A 20,377-nucleotide genomic window follows, 5' to 3' on the forward strand; every position below is an offset into this window, starting at 1 on the left:
CTCGTTATAAAGCGTCAGCGCCACCGACAATTTCAGCCAATTCCTGAGTAATGGCAGCCTGTCGGGCTTTGTTATAAATCAAGCGAAGCTGTTTAATCAATTCACCGGCATTATCGGTCGCACTTTTCATTGCAATCATTTTGGCAGCCTGCTCACAGGCAATGTTTTCTACAACAGCCTGATAAGCCTGTAATTCGATGTAGCGTTCTAACAGACCATCGAGCAATTCTTTGGCGTCCGGTTCATAGATATAATCCCAATGATGCCCCAAGCGCTGTGTATCTTCGTCAGCAACGGGAAGCGGCAGCAATTGTTTCAACATGGGCTTTTGGGTCATGGTGTTTACAAATTCATTGTAAATGATGTGCAGTGCATCAATTTCACCCCGATAAAAGGCATCGAGCATGACCTTAACCACGCCAATTAAATCATTCACGCCGGGCTTATCACCTAATTGATCCACTGAAGCGATGACTTTACCGCCAAAACGCTTGAAGAATGCCTGACCCTTGCGGCCTACAACACTGATGTCAATGTCTTTGCCTTCCTGCTGCCATTGTCGCATGTGGCGGACTGTTTCCCGCAGCAAATTGGCATTTAAACCGCCGCACAAGCCGCGATCGGTTGTTACCACAATAACACCCACGCGCTTGATATCGCGACCGGTCATAAAGGGATGACGGTACTCGGAGTTTGCACGGGCAATATGCTTGACCACATCATAAATTTTAGAGGCATACGGTTTTGATGCGCGCATTCTATCCTGCGTTTTACGCATTTTACTTGCGGCAACCATCTCCATAGCCTTGGTGATTTTTTTAGTATTGTTAATACTTGCAATTTTAGTACGGACTTCTTTTGCACCAGCCATATCTGCTTCGCCTTAATTACCAGGATGATTCAACTCATCCTGTTTAATTATTGAGCCGCCAGTCGTTGCGGGCGGCTATTCATTACCAACTTCCAGTATTTTTGAATTCCTCAACTGCTGCTTTTAATTGCGCTTCAATGTCAGCATCATAAGCACCAGCTTCATTGATTTTATGCATCAAGCTTGCATGTGATGATTGCATGTAGCCTTGCAGCGCTGCTTCAAATGCTCTCACTTCAGCGACAGGCACATCATCCAGATAACCTTTCTCAATGGTGAACAGCGATAAACCCATCTCCGCGACAGACATTGGAGAATACTGTTTCTGCTTCATTAATTCAGTGATACGCTGACCACGCTCCAATTGTTTACGTGTTGCGTCATCCAAATCGGAAGCGAATTGCGAAAAAGCTTCCAGCTCGCGGAATTGCGCAAGTGCCAGACGCGTACCGCCACCCAGTTTTTTCATAATTTTGGTTTGCGCCGCACCACCGACCCGCGATACAGAAAGACCGGAGTTAATTGCAGGACGAACACCAGAGTTGAACAAGTCAACATCCAGGAAGATCTGACCGTCGGTAATGGAAATCACGTTAGTCGGCACGAAAGCAGATACGTCACCTGCTTGCGTTTCAATAATAGGCAATGCGGTTAAGGATCCTGTTTTGCCTTTTACTTGACCATTGGTTAATTTCTCGACTTCACTGGCATTAATACGTGCCGCACGCTCAAGCAGGCGTGAGTGGAGGTAGAAAATATCACCCGGATAAGCTTCACGGCCGGGTGGACGGCGTAATAACAGAGAAATCTGGCGATAAGCCCAGGCTTGCTTGGTCAAATCATCATAAACAATCAGGGCATCTTCCCCATTTTCCATGAAGTATTCACCCATTGCACAGCCAGTGTAAGGTGCGATAAATTGCAATGCAGCCGAATCAGAGGCGCCAGCAACCACGACAATGGTGTGCTCCAATGCACCGTGTTCTTCCAATTTACGGACAATGGCCGAAACAGAAGAAGCCTTTTGGCCGATAGCAACATAAATACACTTAATGCCAGTGCCTTTTTGATTGATGATGGCATCAATGGCAATGGCGGTTTTACCGGTTTGGCGGTCGCCAATGATTAACTCACGCTGTCCACGTCCAACGGGAATCATGGCATCAATTGCCTTAAGACCGGTTTGGACAGGTTGATCAACCGATTGACGGGAAATAACACCAGGCGCTACTTTCTCAATGGGTGACATTTTTTCAGCGTCAATAGGACCTTTGCCATCAATGGGGTTACCCAAAGCATCGACCACACGACCCAGGAGACCTCTGCCGACAGGTACTTCAAGAATACGGCCAGTACATTTTCCTTTTTGACCTTCGGACAATCCGGCGTAATCACCAAGAATAACGGCACCAACCGAGTCACGCTCCAGGTTAAGAGCCAGACCATAGCGTTCACCAGGGAATTCAATCATTTCACCCTGCATCACATCGGCCAGTCCGTGCATGCGCACGATACCATCTTTCAGGTTGACAATAGTTCCTTCGTTTCTTGCTTCAGAAACAACGTTAAACTGTTCTATTTTCTTTCTGATTAAATCGCTGATTTCAGCGGGGTTTAATGCAACATGTTCTGACATGAATACTATCCTCTCTATTACGCGGCCAAACCGGCACCGAGTTTATTTAATTTTCCACGGACTGAACCATCAATTACCAAATCACCGGCCTTTATGATTGCACCGCCCAGTAAGGATTTATCAATGGCTACCTTGAGTGTCACCTGACGTTGCAGGCGCTTGCTTAAGGCATCGATGAGTTCTTTTTCCTGTGTGCTGGAAAGGGTGGAATAGCTCGTGACATTGATGGTTAATGTCTTTTCCTGCTCTGAGCGCATGGCTTCAAACAAGACATAGATATCGGGTAAAATCTGCAGGCGCTTGTTTTCGGCAAGCGTACGGACATAATTGTCCAGGGCCGGGATTTCTCCGGTATCTGCCATTTTTTTCAGAGGCTCAGCCATCAAGGTTATTTGCTGCTCAACAGTGGCAGCCGGGTTATTAATAAAACTAATTACCTGGTCATTTAAGGCAATTTGTGAGGCTGCAAAAAGGATCGTTGACCACTCAGTCAATTTTCCCTGATGCAAGGCATGCTCAAAAATTGCTTTTGCATAAGGTCTGGCAATGGTAATCGTCTCGGACATATCAAATCTCTTCTATCAGTTTATCCAACAATTTACTGTTTGCCTGCTCGTCGATTTCTTTCATAAGAATTTTTTCGGCACCTGCAATCGCCAGTTGAGCCACTTGTTTTCTCAACCCTTCTTTCGCATGATTCACTTCCTGAAGCAGTTGATCGTGCGCCAGCTTGGCTTGTTTTTGCGCTTCAAGTTTAGCCGCTTCTTTGGCTTCTTCGATTAATTGATTGGCTCGGCGATTGGCTTTTTCAATGATCTCGTTAGCCTGAGCCTTGGCATGCTTTAATTCATCGCGGACGCGATGCTGAGCCAACTCCAATTCTTTACGGCCACGTTCCGCAGCAGAAAGCCCATCAGCAATTTTATCCTGACGCTCTTCCAACGCCTTGGCCAATGGAGGCCATACGAATTTCATGGTGAACCAGACAAATGCTGCAAATACGAGCATTTGAATAATTAGTGTTAAATTAATATCCAATGTAGTCTCCTTGTAACAATTCAGGGCGCCAAGCGCCCCACTTTGGTGTTATCAAGAACCCAGGTTGCTTAAGAAGGGGTTAGCAAAGGTGAAGAACAGAGCAATACCAACACCAATCATAGTCACAGCATCAAGCAGACCGGCTACGATGAACATCTTAACCTGCAGCATGGGAACCATTTCAGGTTGACGTGCTGAACCTTCCAAAAATTTACCGCCCAACAGACCGAATCCAATAGCCGTTCCAAGAGCGCCAAGACCAATCAACAGCGCAACGGCAATGACAGTCATACCTTGAACTTGTGCGATTAAATTTGCAGCTTGCATATAAATCCCCTTAATGGACAATGTTTAAATTAAAAATCAATAAAATGCAGGTTAATGTTCTTCATGAGCCAGGCTTAAATACACAATAGTCAGCACCATGAAAATAAACGCTTGCAGGGTAATCACTAGAATGTGAAAGATGGACCAGGCCAAGGCCAGAAGGAATTGTGCCACACTTAAGGTGGCTGTACCGGCAACCGATGTGCTTGTCGCATTCAAGGTTAACAGGGCAATCAGAATGAATATGAGCTCACCGGCATACAGGTTTCCAAACAAACGCAAGGCCAGTGAAATTGGCTTGGCAATCAGACCAACTAATTCAAGCAACAGGTTAAACGGGATAAAGCCAGGGTGATTAAACGGCTGCAGCGTCAGCTCTTTGGTGAAACCTTTAATCCCTTTTATTTTGATGCTGTAGAACAGAATGAGTAAAAAGACCGTGAGTGAAAGACTGAATGTCAGGTTCAAGTCATTGGTAGGCACGACTTTCAGGTAATGGATACCCATGGATTTAGCAACCAGAGGCAATACATCGACCGGAATGATGTCCATAAAGTTCATTAAAAAGACCCAGGCAAAAATTGTTAAAGCCAGGGGACCTATCAGTTTGTTACGGCCATGAAAACAGTCTTTAACCTGACTGTCGGCAAACTCAAGCAGCATTTCGGCAAAATTCTGCAGCTTACCCGGCACACCGGTTGTCACGCGACGTGCGCCCATGTAAAACAGCAGGAGCACAACAGAACCCAGGGTAATTGAAAAGAAAAGCGTATCAAGGTTTAAAGTCCAGAAACCACCATGCGTACCAAATTCCATTGATTTGAGATCGTAAGTCAGGTATGTCAAATGATGTTTAATATAGTCTGTGCTTGATACCATTTCAGTCACTTTTTGGCCTATTTTGTTTATTTGCTAAAAACAGTGGCGTGAACCAGAAATTCAAAACCACCACAATGTACGTTAAAAAAAATGCCAGCGGCTTTACCTTATAGAAGGCAAACACCAGGATAAACAGCCCAATGGATATCAGGATTTTTAAGGCCTCTCCAGCATAGAAACTTTTAATAATTTTTCTTGCCGCCCTGGCGCCCTGATGCCTGAACAACGTCCTGGCAAAATAAAACGATGGCAGCACAGCGACCAAACCACCCAACAGTGCGGATAGGGCGTCGTGACGACCATAAAACAGGCATAAAACCAGTGCTATAACAGCTGTGCTTAAAAGTTGTGTAATGAGTAAGGACCTTACAACGCTTGTCGCCTGCTGGTTTTTCACTGTTCACCTGTTCATCTTCGCGGCGAATTATAAAGTAATCAATTTTGAGAAGCAATGTCAGTTGGTTAATTTTCGACTTACAAACCGCCTTAATGGCAAAAAATGACCATTTTGTCTATATTTTTATATGAAACGGGATGTTTGTTGATCATCTCTCTTTTATCAAGGTTATAAGGAATGGATTATGTCTGAAAAGCAACAGCGTACTTCAGTGAGTATGCGCGAACGCATGTTAAACCGCTATGGTGATGGAACCCACCATAAACACGATAAAAATCACCACCCTTACCGACAACATTGTCGATCCCACCCCGTCACAAAGGCTTTAAATGGCTCAGATGAAACCAGCGTGAATACATCGACGGGACTCTTAAGAGAATTTAAAGCAAGAAAAATTCGTAAACGACTGGATAAAGGTCGTTTCCATTGATAGAGTAAAGGATAACCTCCAGGTTAGCCACTTCCTGGTACGGGGCAGTACAATGTGGCCTGTTTCAACCCAGGCCACAGTATTAATGCTTGCCTGGCTTTGGTGTGTCGCTCAAATTATAGTAATTCAACAGTTTTACAACACGCACAACCCCTCGAGTCTGGCGTGAAATAGCAATAACCCGCTCAGCCTGCTCAGGAATAACATCCCCCATGAGATAAACAATGCCATCGACAGTGATAATTTTAAATTCTTTGGGATTAATTTCAGCATCAGCAAACATCTGGGTTCGGATCATGGTCGTGATCCAGGTATCCTGCAGCGCATTGTGCTTGTCCTGTTTCACGGCTACCTGATTAAAAAATTCCCGATAACCACCCAATTTCCGCAGGCGATTGGCCGCCACCTCGCGCAGGGCATCCGTAGGCACATGCCCTGCCAATAACAGATCATTGTTAAAAACAGCCAAATCCAGATAACAACCCGGCTGTTTAAACACCTTGTCGTCAAACAAGACATGATGTGCGACAGCAGCCAGATTGTAATCATCCAGCTTTTTATAAACATTATGCCGGTCATAAACCAGGGACGCACCGGTCCAGAGGTTGCTCACACAGCCCAATAATTGGGTCAAGACCAGACTGACCAGAATGAAACGTCCCTGTTTTTTCATATTAATTAATGCATTGGAATACTTTAACTACCTTGCCAACGCCGTTAATCTGCCGGGCGACTTCCACAGCAAGATTACCTTGCTCCTGAGTCACGATACCCATGAGGTAAACCACAGAATTTTCAGTCACAACCCGAATTGAACCGGACTCCAGGCCTTTTTTAGTCAGCATTTTGCTGCGTACCTGACCAGTAATCCAGGTATCTTTGGTGCGTTGCGTTACGGATAGGGGCTCTTCGATGGTGACCTCATCATAGACGCGACGGACATTGGGTGTTTTCTGGGCAATTTTTTCAGCCACAACCCGCAATGACGCCGTCGGGGTTTGACCGACCAGAAGGACAACGCGGTTAAAACTGCTCACCAGAATGCGTGAACCACGAAACCTTGGATCCGTCACAATGGCCGTATGAACCAGATGGAAAATGCGGGCATCGCTTTCCAGCGTCACCACGCTGCGTTTATCGTAAACAACCATCCCTGCTGCTGCGCCGGCTACCACCGCAGCGACACAACCGGTTAACAAAACACTGACAAACAAAAATAAAACAGCTCGCAACTTCATACTTACCCCAACATTTGGCCAAATAATGATTGATCAATTAGATCGCAAAAACAATGCAGTATCAATAAATGCGTTTCTCTGATGCGCGCATCCGTATCGGCCATTACTCGTACTTCGATGTCTTCTGGTCCTAAATGGTTAGCTAACACGCCGCCATCGCGACCGCTTAAAGCAATGGTATCCATGCCGCGATCATTCGCCGCATTGACCGCATGAAGAATACTGTCTGTGTTACCAGAAGTCGACAACACCATTAACACATCGCCCTCCTGGCCCAAGGCCTGGATCTGGCGGGCAAATACATGATCATAATGGCTATCCCCTGCAATGGAGGTCATGGAGGCGACATCCGCAGTTAAAGCAATTACTGGTAAGGGTGGGCGTTCAACATCAAAATGATTAAGCATCGCTGCGGCAAAATGCAGGCAATTCGCCGCAGAACCGCCATTACCGCATAAAAGAATTTTGCCGTCATTTAATAAGCAATTGACTAACCGGAGTCCAGCTCTGGCGATAGGAGCTGACAAGATATCAGCGGCAGCAATGGTTCCTTCGATACTCATTCCAAACAATTGCCTGATCCTGTCTTCCATTGGTGTTGACATGATAGATGACCCTCATTCAATTTAATAATCCAATCCAAACGCGTCTTTTATCCATTCCAACTGAAAAGGCGTACCTTGCAGACAGACCACATCAAAGCGTGATGGGTTTTGTTGATTTTGCGCTAACTGGTAATGCAGGGCAGTCTGGATAAGCCGCTTTTGCTTACTGGCAGTAATACTGGCCAGCGCGCCGCCAAAAGCGCTTGATTGACGAGCCCGCACTTCCACGAACACCAGGTAGCACCCATCGCGCATAATGAGATCAATTTCTCCAAAACGGCAACGGTAATTACAGGTTAACAGCGACAGACCCTGCTGTTTAAGATAACGGCAGGCCAGTAACTCCGCCTTATCACCAACTCCTGTTGACATGGACTACTCGCAGGAAAGGGGGTTCGCAGCCAAACCCGCCTGTTAGATGGTTTGACTGGTGAGCTCGGCCACACCACCCTTAAATTTACCCCAGGCCAGAACCCTGGCCACCTGCTGGGCGCGATTCAGATATAAAACACCGCTTTTGTCATCAATACCCAATGCGGGAAAAAGGATCAGCTGATTTAACTGAGTCGCCAGGGCATAGCTGTCCATGCCCAAGGCATAAAGACGGTTATAACTGTTTAACTGTTCAGGCCAGTTTTTATTCGCCAATTGATGGTTAAATACCCAGGGCATATCGCAGAAGATGATGCCATCGAGATCCCGGTCGCGCATGGTATTGGTGCTGCCTCCGTACACTGACGACGTCGCGTAGACAGGCACATCGCCTGCAAAATAATATTTCAGCAGCGGCATGATCTGCCGTGCTTTGGAGGGGTAAGCCAGGAGAAAAATCATATCGAAATCCTGTCGCCGCTTAGGCAATTGTTGTCCCTCAGGTTCGGCACCGGGCCTGAATTGCTTTTGCCGCGCCTGCCGTTCAGACACATGCAAAAAATCACGCACAGCGGCAGTCAGGTTAGTATGATCATCAAAAGCCAGGCGTTCAACAATGACCCCGCCGCCCGTACGCCATTGCTCATTAAATGCGGCGACAATTTCATCCCCCCAGGCACCTGCCGGAGCAATCACCAGCGCGCGCTTTAACCCCTGTTTACTTGCTTTAGCGGCCACCTGCCGTGCTTCGTTGGTGGGCGATAAACCAAAGCGGTACGCATTATTGCTTGAGCCGACATCGATATCATTCAAAAACAGGGTGGGGACCGGGTGATTAAGTTTGGCCACTTTAGCGACATCCGCTTTGGCTAAGGGACCAACAATATAGTCAGCGCCGTCCTCAACAGCTTGTTGATACAGCACGGTCACATCCTGGGCGGCCGTATCATACAGCCTGACACTCACTCGCCTGCCTGAATCATTGCTGTTATATGCAGCCATAAATCCATCACGTATGGCACCGCCGGGGCCGGCCAGCGGGCCGGTAACCGGCAGCAGCAGGGCCATATTATGCGGCTTGCGGTGCAAATACGGTTTTACCGCATCCAGAGGGGAGGGTAATAAATTGCGCCCCGGATGCCCTGGGAAACTATCCTGCCATTCCTCAACCTGTGTGAGGATGGATTGACTGGTTTGCTGCTGCCTTGGGATAAGTGCGAGTTTCATCCAACCCTGCAATTCTGAACCGTCTTCCGCTTCAACAGCCAGGGTATTGAGCTCCGCTGTCGGCAAGCGTGTCAGCGTCAGCCAGAGAATACGGCGATTATTGGTGCGGGACGCTTCATCCGGGAGCAAGTGCTCCAATTTAATCCGCTCAGGAACCGCATAGGATGAATTGCCTATCGACTCGTAGGCTGTGGCCAGAATTTCATGGTATTGCGCTTGATAGAACGCCGGCAGACTGGCACTATTACGCACTGATGACAGTTTGGCAATAGCCGAACGGGGTTGGTCCCGTAACAAATCGGCCTTGGCTAAAAGAATATTTTTTTCGCTGGCTTGTACGGGCGATAAATTGTCCGTTTCAGACAGGATAGATAAGGCTTGCCGCCATTGTCCGTCATACATGGCGCGGCCGGCGGCCATGATAAGCATATTCTGCCGCTCATCCCCTCCCTGGTTTTTTGCCATGGCCAGATAAGCCGTTGACGGCATGGTGTAGGGTGTGGGTTGTTGACGGGTGGATTGAGGACGATTTTCTGCAACTTTTGTACAGCCAGCCAGTATAATGGCTGAAATAATCATCAGCGTGAGTTTTTTAATGATTGAATTCGCTACCATGAAGAAAGGGTCCAAAACGCAGGAACGCAATAGGATAAACTATGGATAAACGTTCAGCAAGCTCTAAAGGCTGCCTTTATATCGTCGCCACTCCTATAGGCAATCTGGAAGACATCAGTCTTCGTGCCATCAATACCTTGAAGCAAGTAGATACCGTATTAGCTGAGGATACCCGCCACTCCGGTAAACTGCTTCATGCGCTGGGCATTGAAAAGCCGCTGTTATCGCATCATGCCCATAATGAAGGCAGCCACAGCGACAGCATTATTGCTGCACTTCTTAACGGCAAATCCTTTGCTCTTGTCAGCGATGCCGGAACGCCCTTAATCAGCGATCCGGGCTTTGAGCTGGTGCGGCAGGCACGCTCCCAGGCGATTGAGGTGATTCCCATCCCCGGCCCCTGTGCCGCCATTACCGCCCTGTCTGCAGCCGGCGTGCCCTGCGATACCTTTACATTCATGGGTTTTTTACCCGCCAAACAGCAGGCCCGGCGAGAACAATTGAACGCCATTGGCCGCAGCCAGCACACCACGGTTATTTATGAATCCACGCATCGCATCCTAGACTGCATTGACGACATCCTGGAACTATTCAGTCCGGATTACAGGTTTGTACTGGCTAAAGAATTGACGAAGGCGTTTGAGCAGTTTATCCATGGCAATGCTTTGACCATTAAACAGTGGCTTATGGATGATAAAGCACGATGCAAAGGGGAGTTTGTCCTGATTTTTCCAGTGCAACCCAGGCAGAATGATGCGGGTAAAGAGGAAGAGCTATTGGAGATTCTGCTCAGCGAATTGCCATTAAAACAAGCGGTTAAGCTGGCAAGTATCCTTAGCCATGCGCCGAAAAACGAATTATATAAACTGGCTCTTAAATTGCAGGGCCAGTCTTAACCCGTATGGGGCAGAGGATAAGGAATTCATCTATAGTTATAAGAGAAGGGCCTTGCTTTGGGTGGATTATGTCGTTTGGCAAAAAACTCAGCTTTCTTACCGGTTACCTGTTACTCTTATTGCCGGTCGCTGGATTTTTTATGGGTGGAATTTACAATTTCCTCGCCTTTTTTATCTTGTTTACCACCGTACCCCTGATTGATTATTGGGTTAGGGATGGCAGTAATGTCTCTACCGCCGAAGAAAATGCGCTCGCCCATGATCCTTATTTTTCAGCGATAATCTACCTGTATGTACCGATTCAGTCCCTGTTATTATTATTTTCCCTGTATGCTGTCAGCCATACGACGCTTACATGGTATGAATGGTTAGGTTACAGTTTATCCATTGGATTAATCACCGGTGGATTGGGGATTACCCTGGCGCATGAATTAATGCATAAGAGCGGGAAATTGCAGCAATTTCTCAGCAAAAGCCTGCTGGTAATGGTCTGCTACGGGCATTTTATGATAGAACATGTGCGCGGTCACCATGTGCGGGTAGCAACCCCTGACGATCCGGCCTCCGCCCCTTTAGGCATCAGCGTTTATCGATTTATCCCTCGCTCTGTAATGGGTTCATTCCAATCGGCCTGGCACCTGGAAAAACAACGCCTGCATAAAAAGGGCTTTTCCGTTCACAGCATCCACAATCAATTCTGGTGGATAATCGGCGCACCCTTGTTACTCATGATAGCCATTTTTGCTTATGGAGGGTGGCTGGCTCTCGGCTTCTTTCTTCTGCAATCTTTCGTCGCCATTTTCCTGTTAGAAATAGTCAACTACATTGAACATTATGGCCTGCAACGCAAACGCCTCGCTAATGGCCGTTACGAACCGGTTTCAAGCTTGCATTCCTGGAATGCCAATCACTGGTTGAGCAACGTGATTTTGTTTCATCTGCAGCGTCATTCCGATCACCATGCACAGGGAGCAAAACCCTACCAGATTTTGCATCATTGCGAGGAGAGCCCACAACTGCCGTCTGGTTATCTGGGCATGGTCATGCTGTCCCTGGTACCACCGCTCTGGTTTGCTGCTATGGACAAACGCGCCCTCCGTTATCGTCAAAACGCTTAAGCCCTCTTTCAAATCATCAAAGACAGTGATATAAGCACATTTTAATCATGAAATTAAGGACTTTTATGCCGAACCGCTATTTTCTATTCAGCCTGTCTTTCCTTGCTTCAAGCACATTAACAGCGGCTACACTGGGGCAAGTTACTGTCGCTGATCCCGTATTGGGCAGCCGGCAATTGGTTTATGAACAAATCAATGACTATGCCGTTGTTGAAGGTGATATTCTGATTGGCAAAGCATCTGATTTAAAGCGACACAGTGCAGTCATCCGCCCTAAAGTCGGCGGCAGCCGTTGGACGCACGGGATTGTCCCTTTTGAAATCGCTGAAGATTTACCGTTTAAAAATAAACTCGCCGTCATGCAGGCTATTGCCCACTGGCAAGAGCATACCGCGCTTGAATTCGTTGAATTGACCTCAAAAAATCGTGAACATTATCCTGATTTTATCGCGTTTATTCCAGCTGAGGGCACCACGTGTTCCTCTTATGTTGGTAAAAAGGGCGGGCGGCAGGAGATTAATCTGGCCCCCCGCTGTACGACCATGAGTACGGTGCATGAAATCGGCCATGCCTTGGGCATGTGGCATGAACAATCCCGTGCCGATCGAGCTAATTATATCCACATCCTATGGGAAAATATTGATGAGGATAACCGCTATAACTTCGATCAGCATTTGACAGACGGCAAAGATATCGGCGAGTATGACTACCAGTCGATTATGCATTATGGCCCGTATGCCTTTTCAAAAAATGGACAAAAAACCATTATTCCATTGGTAGAGGGGGTTGAGATTGGCCAAAGGAGTCATTTAAGTGAAAAAGATATTGCAGCGATTAATGCCATGTATCCAGACATCTAACCGTTGGTTGTTGCCCACCGCGTTGGTCGCAGGGATTAACCCTGCGCTGGCGGCCATGAATTGCAGTCATCTTGATGGCATCTGGCAAGGGGCATTATCGCCCTTTAGTGCAGTTAAATTAACCATTGCGCCAAAAAGCACGCAAACGAAACTGGCATTTATTCAGTTTGTAGACAGTCGATTGCAAAACCGGGGTTATGACGTTAATGAAGCCGCCTGTCAGGTGCTCTCCGATAAATCCGTCGCTGTCACATTCTACCGTAACCGTGACGGCGCCGAGGTGAATCTTAAAGTCTACCTGGCAGGCAACAGTGATGGCAAATTTCTGCAGGTACCGCTTTTTTCCGTACGTGAAAACCGCAAATACGAAAAAGTCAGCGGCACCTTGAGCAAAGGCTAAATCGCGTAAAAACCCTTTAGGTCATTATCGCAATAAGGATCATCTACCTCGGGGTTTTCGTCCCTTTCAATCAAAACAACCGAGTTTTCATTCCTTGCAGGTACCATTTCAAAAACATCCGGTTCCTGGGGTGTGCCCTTTTTCTTGCAGTAAGCATTCCATAACTCATAGGCGGCATACACGGCAATCAATACGAGTGCCGCTTGCCAGCATACAGCAAAGGTCGCAAGAATCAGAGTCGGCATCACCGTGTTTTTAATCATGGTAAAAATGAACTCATTCCTTGCTGCCTGGTATTCTTTTAAAACACGGGCCAGATCTTCGCCAACGATATTTTTTTCATGCGCCTGCTCTAACTGCTGCTCCACCTGCATCTGCTGTAACCTTAAGCTTTTTTCTTTGTAATTGTTATAAGCCCCATCGGACAGATACATGGCAACAGCCACCATGCACACAGCATAGGAAAGAACAATCAATACCGGGGAAGTAAACAGCATGGACGCTGAAAATCCAGCACCGAGCATAAGGGCCGCGGTGGCATTAAATAAGAAGGTAGAATTTTTTGCCTGCCAATTGATTTCAAGGTTTTTAAGTTGCTCAACAACCAGGGCATAACGTTCCATATCCCGATGATGTTCACAGTGGGCAAGTTCGGCTGTGTACTGCGCCTTTTTGGCCAGGTACTCTTGCTCTGCTAAATGGCGGCGCCAAAGAATCAGGGCAAAATCGAAAACCATAAACCCTGCGGTTATCCAGCCCGCCGCGGCGGCGGAAATATGAAACACCTGGGCATAGTTGGTCACGCCATTCACTACAGCCCACACTACATCGTTAAGGAACACCGGATGACGTTTATACATTTCCAGAACAAAACGTTCTTTAAAGGGCAGCGTGCGCTCTTCTTTGGAAGAACCTGCCATATGTTTCGCCGCAACCAGACCGTTGAGAATTAATCGAGCCAGGAAAAACCCAACGCTAAATGCTCTGAATATCGAGTTAGGCGCTTCAAGGGTTTCAACCACCGCATCCACATCGATGTTTTTACCAATCGCGTTTTCCAGCAACTCGAGAATTTTGACATCACGCAGCAAGCGCAGAGAATTAGTGAACGTCAGGCGGCAAAAAACCCAATAGATACGGACAATATTATAAAACCCGACTTTATCCCGCAATTTTGATACCTGAGTGGGTGTCTTGGCCATCTCAACCAGATCCTGACTTATCGCTTTACCCACACGAGTAAAAAAGGCGTCTTCGCTTTTTTCCCTTTTGGGCGGTCTTTCACCCTTGTAGCTGGCTTTAATTTTATCAGCAATAGCCCGGTATTCCTGCGCTTTGGCTTTTTGGCCATAATGGGTATGATAAGTCTCAAGCATCAAGGCACAGTAATAACAATACAGCCACAAATCCCGGCGATTTTTCTTTTTTGCTTTCAAGCTGGCAAAAAGCTGCTCAAATTCCTGCTGTAAAAGAATATGGGATCGGGCAACGAAAGGGTATTTGGATAGTTGAGCATATTCATCAGCAAAGGCAAGGAGATCGCGGCCGTCTCTAACCCGTGCAGCGGCCCCTTCAAAAAAGCCCATTTTATTGTCGAAAAACGCTTGAACCGGCAAGGCGTAGACCATCTTATTGCCCCCTTTTTATGTTGATGTTAAGACGTGCGGCGTTAAAGCTTTCAAAGAAATCATTATGTATTTATTTTTTTCATGTTGCAAACATGCAGTAAGTTAAATTGATTAAGGGTTAAATTTTTTAATTTTTTTACAATTACCAAAGAGTAGATAGCATAGCCCCATCATAAGACTCAAGAGCCGTCTCTTTTTTAAGGTGTGTTACAGCGCTTTCTTCTTCTCTTTCTTTCACTTCCCTATTACGTTCACAAATGGTTATAATTTTTCCAGCAGTGTTTTTGTATTCTTCCGCTTTCGCCTTTTGACCATAATGCTCATGGTAAGTAGCCAATAACATGGCGCGATAATAACAATAAAGCCACAAGTCCTTAGGATTTTTCTTTCTGGCCTCCAAGCTTGTAAACAATTGTTCAAACTCTCGCTGTAGAAGGGTGTAGTTCCTGGCAATAAAAGGATATTCTGCCTTACCAACATATTTATCGGCAAATTGAATAAGATCTTTTCCTTTACTAGCCTTTGCAGCAGCCTTTTCAAAAAAACCTATTTTATCTTGATACAACGAATCATACTGCAAGGCGTAACTCCCCTTTTTAAGTTGTTAATATCACTGCAACTCAAAGTCAACAAAGAAATCATTATGTATTTATTTTTTTCATGTTGCAAGCATACAAACAGTTGTGTTTATATCTAACTAATTTTTGTATTCACCACAGCGTGGATAGCATACTGGCATCATAAGCTGTTAACAGGCGTTGCGTTTTCAAGCGCGCCACCAGATCGGGATTGGCGATAAACGGCCTGCCGAAAGCGATTAAGTCAAAATCCTGTCGCTCAAGACCTCGTGATGCGCTCTCCGGTGTATAACTGCCGGAGGCAATCAGCGTCCCTGTGTAGTATTGGCGAATAAAGGCGGTCATGGTTTGATTTCCTAGCTCCTTAAAGGCGACACTGTCATTAAAATTACCCGTGTGGACATAGGCCGGTTTGATTTCATTGAGTTGTTGTAATAAATACTGAAAGACTTCCGCATCGCGCGAATCACCAACGATTTCATTCAAATAGGCACCAGGCGACAAACGCAAACCCACCCGATGATTGCCGATGGCGGTGATACAGGCCGTGACCACCTCCAGAGCAAAGCGGGCTTTATCGCGAGTCGTACGGCCGTAATCATCCTCACGTAAATTGGTATGGTAGTGAAGAAACTGATCAATCAAATAGCCATTGGCGCCATGGATTTCAATGCCGTCAAAACCGGATTCCATGGCATTTTTAGCCGCAGCGGCATAGCTTGTGATTAATGAGCGAATGTCATTAAGCGAGGCCGCTCGAGATGTCCCGTAATGCAAATCCTTTGTCCGCGCGACTTTCCCCGTCATCGTTGTGGCTGAGGGAGAAAGCGGCAATTGTCCGTCAAGAAAGACAGGATGAGATACCCGGCCAACATGCCAAATCTGCAAAAACAGTTTGCCGTCCTGGGCATGAACGGCCTCGGTAACCGCCCGCCAGCCTTTCATTTGCGTTTCGGTATAAATCCCTGGAACATGGCTATAGCCGCGCCCATCCGGCCGGATGATGGTTCCTTCGGTAATGATTAATCCGGCATCAGCCCGTCTTGCATAATAATCTGCCATGACCTGCGTCGGGCTTAAATCATCATGGGCCATATTCCGGGTCATCGGTGCCATGACGATGCGATTTTTTAACTGAATGTCATCATTCAGGCGATAGGGTTGAAACAACGGTTGTAATGACATACTGCCTCCATTAATCGGTTAATTTAAATATTGCAAATTTCCGATATATTGACCCAAATTTTTTTATAGCACGGTTTTTAATGCCGCAAGGAACTCCTCAATGAGTGTTTGGTTTAGTTTACAATAAGTCCACTGGCCGCGTCGCTCCATGGTGATAAGACCAGCCTGCTGCAGTTGCGACAGGTATTGCGAAACGGTGGATTGCGATAACCCTGATTTTTTTTCAATCAAACCGACACAAACGCCATCGGTGATCACATCACAATGCGATGAACTAAAATGTTTTGCCGGTTCCTTAAGCCACCCAAGAATCTTTAAGCGCTTCTCATTAGCCAGGGCTTTAAGGACTAAATTAATATTCATAATAAGGATTATATCGGAATATTGCGATATGTCAATTGCATACTCTCATTAGACCGAATGCATTAATTTAGGTTATATTGCTTATTTTTTACAACAATGGAATAACCAGGAGGGTGCATGTTAAGTAAAACGCTGCCAAAAAGAATCCAATTATCGCCCCAGCAACAAGATGGCGATTGCGGTTATCAGGTCATAACCTTGGGACTTTTTTACTTGGCCTTGCGAGGTCAATCTTCACCCGCTTTACAAGAAATCCTCAATGGCAGTGAGTCCCTCACGAACTTATTAAAGCAGGTAGTCCCACCCGTACCACACTGCCTGCCTCAGTCGAAACCGTCAGACAACGTACAAAATCTGCTTAACCATTTGCACGCTGTTGCCCTAAAAGACAGGTGGGACAATCCTGGCTTTGATGAAATTCTAGCCGCCTTTACGGTGGCCTTAAAACAGCGAGCCTATCAATCATCCTGGTTAAGTCACCAGGTGAAGCAAAAAATTAAAAGCGGACTCTGGTTTGACGATTACCGTTGTTGGGAAAACTACACCAGCTTTAAATCAATCAACAAGAAAATAACCAATCAAATCGACAAACTTTACAACCAATTAAGTAAAAAGGATGCATCCGACAGTGAAAAAATACAAGCTATCCTGTTTAATGCCCGTGTTATGGTTTGTAATGACTTAAGGGACGACGAGCTGCTTGAGCCGGTTAACGAGGTCATCCGCTATTATTATCAGGAATCCACCCAAAAAGCCTGGGTGGATAGTGAGTTTTTAAAAGCGATAACCGCTGATTTATTGGGTTCATCTGACCTTTTGTTTAATGATGACGGGGCTATGATCAGCGGGTGTGCCACCGATAATAACCATTGGTCTATTGACTTACCCTTCGACGAGGCCGCGCAGAAGCTCATTGGCTTATATCAACTAGGTTACCAGAAATCGCTTACTATCCAGGGCATTCATCTTACCCGTGCTAACGGCTTTTTTAAAGCATCGTTAGCCAAGAACAATGAAACGAGCGGCGTGACCACCCTGAATTTTATCTCATGAGCAATTAGGACTGTTATCGCAGTCTTTCTCAATGTGGGAGATTGTTGACGTGGTCGCGAAAAACCCGGTCACGCCCGTGACCTTACTAGAGCTCTGTGTTTTCATGACCTTAATGTCTTCCTGCAACTGTGCAATTTTTGTTTGACTTTGATGGATAGCTTTACTGAGAAGCACCAGTTGGGTGTAATGTGTCATTAAGCTGTCTTCTTCCGCCAAAAAGGGCAGAATAGCCGTGGAAATGGTTGGCTCATCCGGCGGTTCCTTGTCAAAATAGCCAAGAGCGGTGACAAGCTCGTTGCCTGGCTTGATTTGCAACTGGACAATTTGTAGCGTCTCTTTGAATTCGGCAATATTACTTTGACAGACTTGGTCTAATTCTTTCAAGGCTTCTTTTTTTTCGTTAAGGTTTGCAATGGGCTTATTAACGATGACAAAACGATCGATGACACGTAAGTCCTTCATATATCCCTTATTCGCGACATCAATTAGTGCAGTGGCTGGTTGATCATCCGGCAAATCGAGATACCAATGGCATTCCGAAACCCCTTTACTGCTTATTTCAACGCCTTTCTCATCAAATAACAATGTTGTGGACGAGAACAGGGTTTGACAAAGGAATTCAAGGAAATCGCGACTTACCCATACTTTCTGGGAACCAGGGCCATAATGCTGCTTAACGACTTCTTCGGCCATTTTTTCTAATTCGTTTTCATTCAGTTTCTTGCAGACTTCAAGCGTTGCCCTGAAGCGTATTTCCCCCGCCTCTTCGGCCTCGACAATACTATTCCCTACGATTTCGAGCATGCGATCAAATATGCGATTTTCAAGCTTTTTAAAGGATGGCAGCTCACTCCAGCTGCTATGATCAAAGCTCCAAGCACCTTCCTGAATGACCGTTTTAAAATAGCCTCTACCCCAGGAACTATTCATCAGCCTGTTACGCAAGGCATTGCTGAAATCATCCAATAATTCAGAATAACTAATCTTGTCCCATTCCCCTGATGCCAGGGAATCGAGCATTTGTTTCAAGATTGTTGTATTCGAATTCGACAAAGACGTATTGCTCCGCATTATCTCAAGTATTTCAGATAAGGCATGGCTGTCATCAAGTGTTTTTTTTATGCCGTTATCCTTTTCAGACCGTAAGGCAAGATAGAGTATTCCGGTAAAAAGGGCATAATAACCACAGTCCCCGGCATTATAAGGGGGTTCCAGTTTAATCCGCTTAATGGATGATTTATCTTCGGATTTGGTTTGCATGGTAATAGCTTAATTACAAAATGTGTAATTAATATACACCACGAACATTAATGAAACCTTATTTGCCAATACAGAAGCTGGAAAATATTTTTCCCAAAAGATCGTCTGAGGTAAATTCGCCGGTAATTTCACATAAGGATAGGTGGGCTAAACGCAAGTCTTCTGCCAATAACTCACCAGCCCTTGCGTCGTGCAATTGCAACTGGCCATTGAGCAATAATTCCTCTGCCTGATTAAGTGCGACTAAATGACGCCGTCTCGCAATGAATTGCCCTTCAGCGGGTTGGTAACCAACCAACTCTTTGATTTTGGCCTTCAATAAATTAATCCCAAGGCCTGATTTCGCTGACAGGAAAATATCATTGCCCCGTTGGGAGGGTTTAAGATTGGCCGTATCAATTTTATTAAAAATTTTTATTACAGGCACATGGGGTGGAAGTTTTGTCTGAATTGCCTGGCTGAGTTCAGCGGCCTTGTTTTTATCATGAATATCAATCACCATCAGCACACAATCTGCTTGGCTGACTTCCTGCCAGGCTCGTTTTATCCCCTCTTTCTCGACGACATCATCACTTTCCCGCAAACCGGCCGTATCAATGAGATGCAGGGGTAAATCATCAAGAAGGATGTGTTCACGCATCACATCACGGGTCGTACCGGCAATATCAGTCACAATAGCCACATCTCGACCAGCCAGGGAATTGATTAGCGTTGATTTTCCGGCATTGGGTTTTCCAGCAATAACGACGCTTAAGCCTTCACGAATCAACGAGCCCTGAGTTGCCATCGAGCGTATCGCTTTCACATCATGCAGTAAATCAGAGAGCATGCCTGCAATTTTACCATCGCCAAGAAAATCAATCTCTTCCTCTGGAAAATCAATAGCGGCCTCAACATACATGCGAAGGTAAATTAATTTTTCATTTAATGCATTGATTTTTTTAGAAAAATCACCCTGAAGAGAACGAATGGCCAATCGTGCCGCTGTTTCGGAGCTGGCATGAATTAAATCGGCAATGGCTTCGGCCTGGGTTAAATCCATTTTATCATTTAAAAACGCACGCTCAGAAAACTCTCCCGGTCGAGCCAGACGGGCACCTAAATTCACACATCGCTTCATCAGCATGTCTAAAACGACCGGAGAGCCGTGGGCTTGAATTTCAACCACATCTTCGCCAGTGAAGGAATGCGGTGCCTTAAAAAAAAGGATAAGGCCACTATCCATCACGTCACCGAAATCATTTAAAAAAGAGGCGTAGGTCGCCAAGCGGGGAGATAATTGTTTTTTAAGGGTTAAATGCAAACCAATCGCATAAGCATTTGGGCCAGAGAGGCGGATAATGCCGACTCCGCCGCGGCCGGGCGGAGTGGCGATAGCAACGATGGTTTCTTCCTGCATGG

At 46.0% G+C, this 20,377-nt stretch carries 24 protein-coding genes; 6 read left to right on the forward strand and 18 right to left on the reverse strand.

Annotated features, from left to right (window positions below):
- Positions 1-4: 4 nt before the first annotated feature.
- The 7 genes from atpG to Lery_RS14105 all read right to left on the reverse strand — a co-directional run bounded on the left by atpG (position 5) and on the right by Lery_RS14105 (position 5,148).
- Positions 5-871, reverse strand: a complete 867-nt coding sequence (gene atpG / locus Lery_RS14075; protein ID WP_058527859.1) for a F0F1 ATP synthase subunit gamma — start codon at positions 869-871, stop codon at positions 5-7.
- An 82-nt stretch (positions 872-953) separates the two neighbouring features.
- Positions 954-2,507 (reverse strand): F0F1 ATP synthase subunit alpha, encoded by a 1,554-nt coding sequence (atpA, locus tag Lery_RS14080; protein WP_058527860.1) that lies wholly within the window; start codon positions 2,505-2,507, stop codon positions 954-956.
- 17 nt (positions 2,508-2,524) lie between these two features.
- On the reverse strand, positions 2,525-3,073 hold the full coding sequence (locus Lery_RS14085; RefSeq protein WP_058527861.1) for a F0F1 ATP synthase subunit delta: 549 nt from the start codon (positions 3,071-3,073) through the stop codon (positions 2,525-2,527).
- Position 3,074: 1 nt separating this feature from the next.
- The gene (locus Lery_RS14090) at positions 3,075-3,545 is read right to left on the reverse strand and encodes a F0F1 ATP synthase subunit B (protein WP_058527862.1); all 471 of its coding nucleotides are present in this window, start codon (positions 3,543-3,545) and stop codon (positions 3,075-3,077) included.
- Positions 3,546-3,596: 51 nt separating this feature from the next.
- Positions 3,597-3,872, reverse strand: coding sequence for a F0F1 ATP synthase subunit C (gene atpE, locus Lery_RS14095; protein WP_028385819.1), 276 nt, complete (start codon positions 3,870-3,872; stop codon positions 3,597-3,599).
- A gap of 51 nt (positions 3,873-3,923) precedes the next feature.
- Entirely contained in the window at positions 3,924-4,751 is an 828-nt protein-coding gene (gene atpB / locus Lery_RS14100) for a F0F1 ATP synthase subunit A (RefSeq protein ID WP_082657219.1), read from the reverse strand.
- Position 4,752: 1 nt separating this feature from the next.
- A complete protein-coding gene (locus Lery_RS14105) occupies positions 4,753-5,148 on the reverse strand; it encodes an ATP synthase subunit I (RefSeq protein ID WP_058527863.1) in 396 nt (131 codons plus the stop codon).
- Between the two features lie 184 nt (positions 5,149-5,332).
- Here Lery_RS14105 and Lery_RS14110 point away from each other — a divergent pair, with 184 nt between their 5' ends.
- A complete protein-coding gene (locus Lery_RS14110; RefSeq protein WP_058527864.1) occupies positions 5,333-5,578 on the forward strand; it encodes a hypothetical protein in 246 nt (81 codons plus the stop codon).
- Between the two features lie 82 nt (positions 5,579-5,660).
- Here the strand turns inward: Lery_RS14110 and Lery_RS14115 are convergent, their stop codons facing one another.
- Genes Lery_RS14115 through Lery_RS14135 form a run of 5 tightly spaced genes read right to left on the reverse strand, consistent with a single transcriptional unit; the run spans position 5,661 to position 9,635 of the window.
- Positions 5,661-6,251 (reverse strand): BON domain-containing protein, encoded by a 591-nt coding sequence (locus Lery_RS14115; RefSeq protein ID WP_058527865.1) that lies wholly within the window; start codon positions 6,249-6,251, stop codon positions 5,661-5,663.
- Between the two features lies 1 nt (position 6,252).
- The gene (locus Lery_RS14120; protein WP_058527866.1) at positions 6,253-6,816 is read right to left on the reverse strand and encodes a BON domain-containing protein; all 564 of its coding nucleotides are present in this window, start codon (positions 6,814-6,816) and stop codon (positions 6,253-6,255) included.
- Between the two features lie 2 nt (positions 6,817-6,818).
- Positions 6,819-7,421 (reverse strand): SIS domain-containing protein, encoded by a 603-nt coding sequence (locus tag Lery_RS14125; protein WP_131750985.1) that lies wholly within the window; start codon positions 7,419-7,421, stop codon positions 6,819-6,821.
- Between the two features lie 21 nt (positions 7,422-7,442).
- The gene (locus Lery_RS14130; RefSeq protein WP_058527868.1) at positions 7,443-7,793 is read right to left on the reverse strand and encodes a YraN family protein; all 351 of its coding nucleotides are present in this window, start codon (positions 7,791-7,793) and stop codon (positions 7,443-7,445) included.
- Between the two features lie 42 nt (positions 7,794-7,835).
- Positions 7,836-9,635 carry a penicillin-binding protein activator gene (locus Lery_RS14135; protein ID WP_058527869.1) on the reverse strand — a complete coding sequence of 600 codons (1,800 nt, stop codon included), beginning with the start codon at positions 9,633-9,635 and terminating at the stop codon, positions 7,836-7,838.
- 41 nt (positions 9,636-9,676) lie between these two features.
- Here Lery_RS14135 and rsmI point away from each other — a divergent pair, with 41 nt between their 5' ends.
- The 4 genes from rsmI to Lery_RS14155 all read left to right on the forward strand — a co-directional run bounded on the left by rsmI (position 9,677) and on the right by Lery_RS14155 (position 12,909).
- The gene (rsmI, locus tag Lery_RS14140; RefSeq protein ID WP_058527870.1) at positions 9,677-10,531 is read left to right on the forward strand and encodes a 16S rRNA (cytidine(1402)-2'-O)-methyltransferase; all 855 of its coding nucleotides are present in this window, start codon (positions 9,677-9,679) and stop codon (positions 10,529-10,531) included.
- A 68-nt stretch (positions 10,532-10,599) separates the two neighbouring features.
- Positions 10,600-11,649 carry an alkane 1-monooxygenase gene (locus tag Lery_RS14145; RefSeq protein ID WP_058527871.1) on the forward strand — a complete coding sequence of 350 codons (1,050 nt, stop codon included), beginning with the start codon at positions 10,600-10,602 and terminating at the stop codon, positions 11,647-11,649.
- A gap of 65 nt (positions 11,650-11,714) precedes the next feature.
- Entirely contained in the window at positions 11,715-12,509 is a 795-nt protein-coding gene (legP, locus tag Lery_RS14150) for a Dot/Icm T4SS effector Zinc-dependent metalloprotease LegP (protein ID WP_272946898.1), read from the forward strand.
- Entirely contained in the window at positions 12,463-12,909 is a 447-nt protein-coding gene (locus Lery_RS14155) for a hypothetical protein (protein WP_131750986.1), read from the forward strand. The genes legP and Lery_RS14155 overlap by 47 nt, the downstream gene beginning before the upstream one ends.
- On the opposite strand, the gene Lery_RS14160 is transcribed toward Lery_RS14155, so the two are convergent.
- The 4 genes from Lery_RS14160 to Lery_RS14175 all read right to left on the reverse strand — a co-directional run bounded on the left by Lery_RS14160 (position 12,906) and on the right by Lery_RS14175 (position 16,663).
- The gene (locus tag Lery_RS14160) at positions 12,906-14,537 is read right to left on the reverse strand and encodes a hypothetical protein (RefSeq protein WP_058527874.1); all 1,632 of its coding nucleotides are present in this window, start codon (positions 14,535-14,537) and stop codon (positions 12,906-12,908) included. The genes Lery_RS14155 and Lery_RS14160 overlap by 4 nt on opposite strands.
- 142 nt (positions 14,538-14,679) lie before the next feature.
- Complete coding sequence (locus Lery_RS14165) at positions 14,680-15,117, reverse strand: hypothetical protein (RefSeq protein WP_058527875.1); 438 nt, start codon at positions 15,115-15,117, stop codon at positions 14,680-14,682.
- A 130-nt stretch (positions 15,118-15,247) separates the two neighbouring features.
- Entirely contained in the window at positions 15,248-16,300 is a 1,053-nt protein-coding gene (locus Lery_RS14170; protein WP_058527876.1) for an alkene reductase, read from the reverse strand.
- 63 nt (positions 16,301-16,363) lie between these two features.
- Positions 16,364-16,663, reverse strand: coding sequence for an ArsR/SmtB family transcription factor (locus Lery_RS14175; RefSeq protein ID WP_058527877.1), 300 nt, complete (start codon positions 16,661-16,663; stop codon positions 16,364-16,366).
- Positions 16,664-16,780: 117 nt separating this feature from the next.
- On the opposite strand from Lery_RS14175, the gene Lery_RS14180 reads away from it, so the two are divergent.
- Positions 16,781-17,716 (forward strand): hypothetical protein, encoded by a 936-nt coding sequence (locus tag Lery_RS14180; RefSeq protein ID WP_058527878.1) that lies wholly within the window; start codon positions 16,781-16,783, stop codon positions 17,714-17,716.
- On the opposite strand, the gene Lery_RS14185 is transcribed toward Lery_RS14180, so the two are convergent.
- Positions 17,711-18,976: a hypothetical protein gene (locus tag Lery_RS14185; RefSeq protein WP_058527879.1), complete on the reverse strand. Its 1,266-nt coding sequence runs from the start codon at positions 18,974-18,976 to the stop codon at positions 17,711-17,713. The genes Lery_RS14180 and Lery_RS14185 overlap by 6 nt on opposite strands.
- A 58-nt stretch (positions 18,977-19,034) precedes the next feature.
- Positions 19,035-20,375, reverse strand: a complete 1,341-nt coding sequence (gene mnmE, locus Lery_RS14190; RefSeq protein WP_058527880.1) for a tRNA uridine-5-carboxymethylaminomethyl(34) synthesis GTPase MnmE — start codon at positions 20,373-20,375, stop codon at positions 19,035-19,037.
- Positions 20,376-20,377 lie beyond the last annotated feature (2 nt).

It is taken from the genome of Legionella erythra (genome assembly GCF_001467615.1).
Classification (GTDB): Bacteria; Pseudomonadota; Gammaproteobacteria; order Legionellales; family Legionellaceae; genus Legionella_C; species Legionella_C erythra.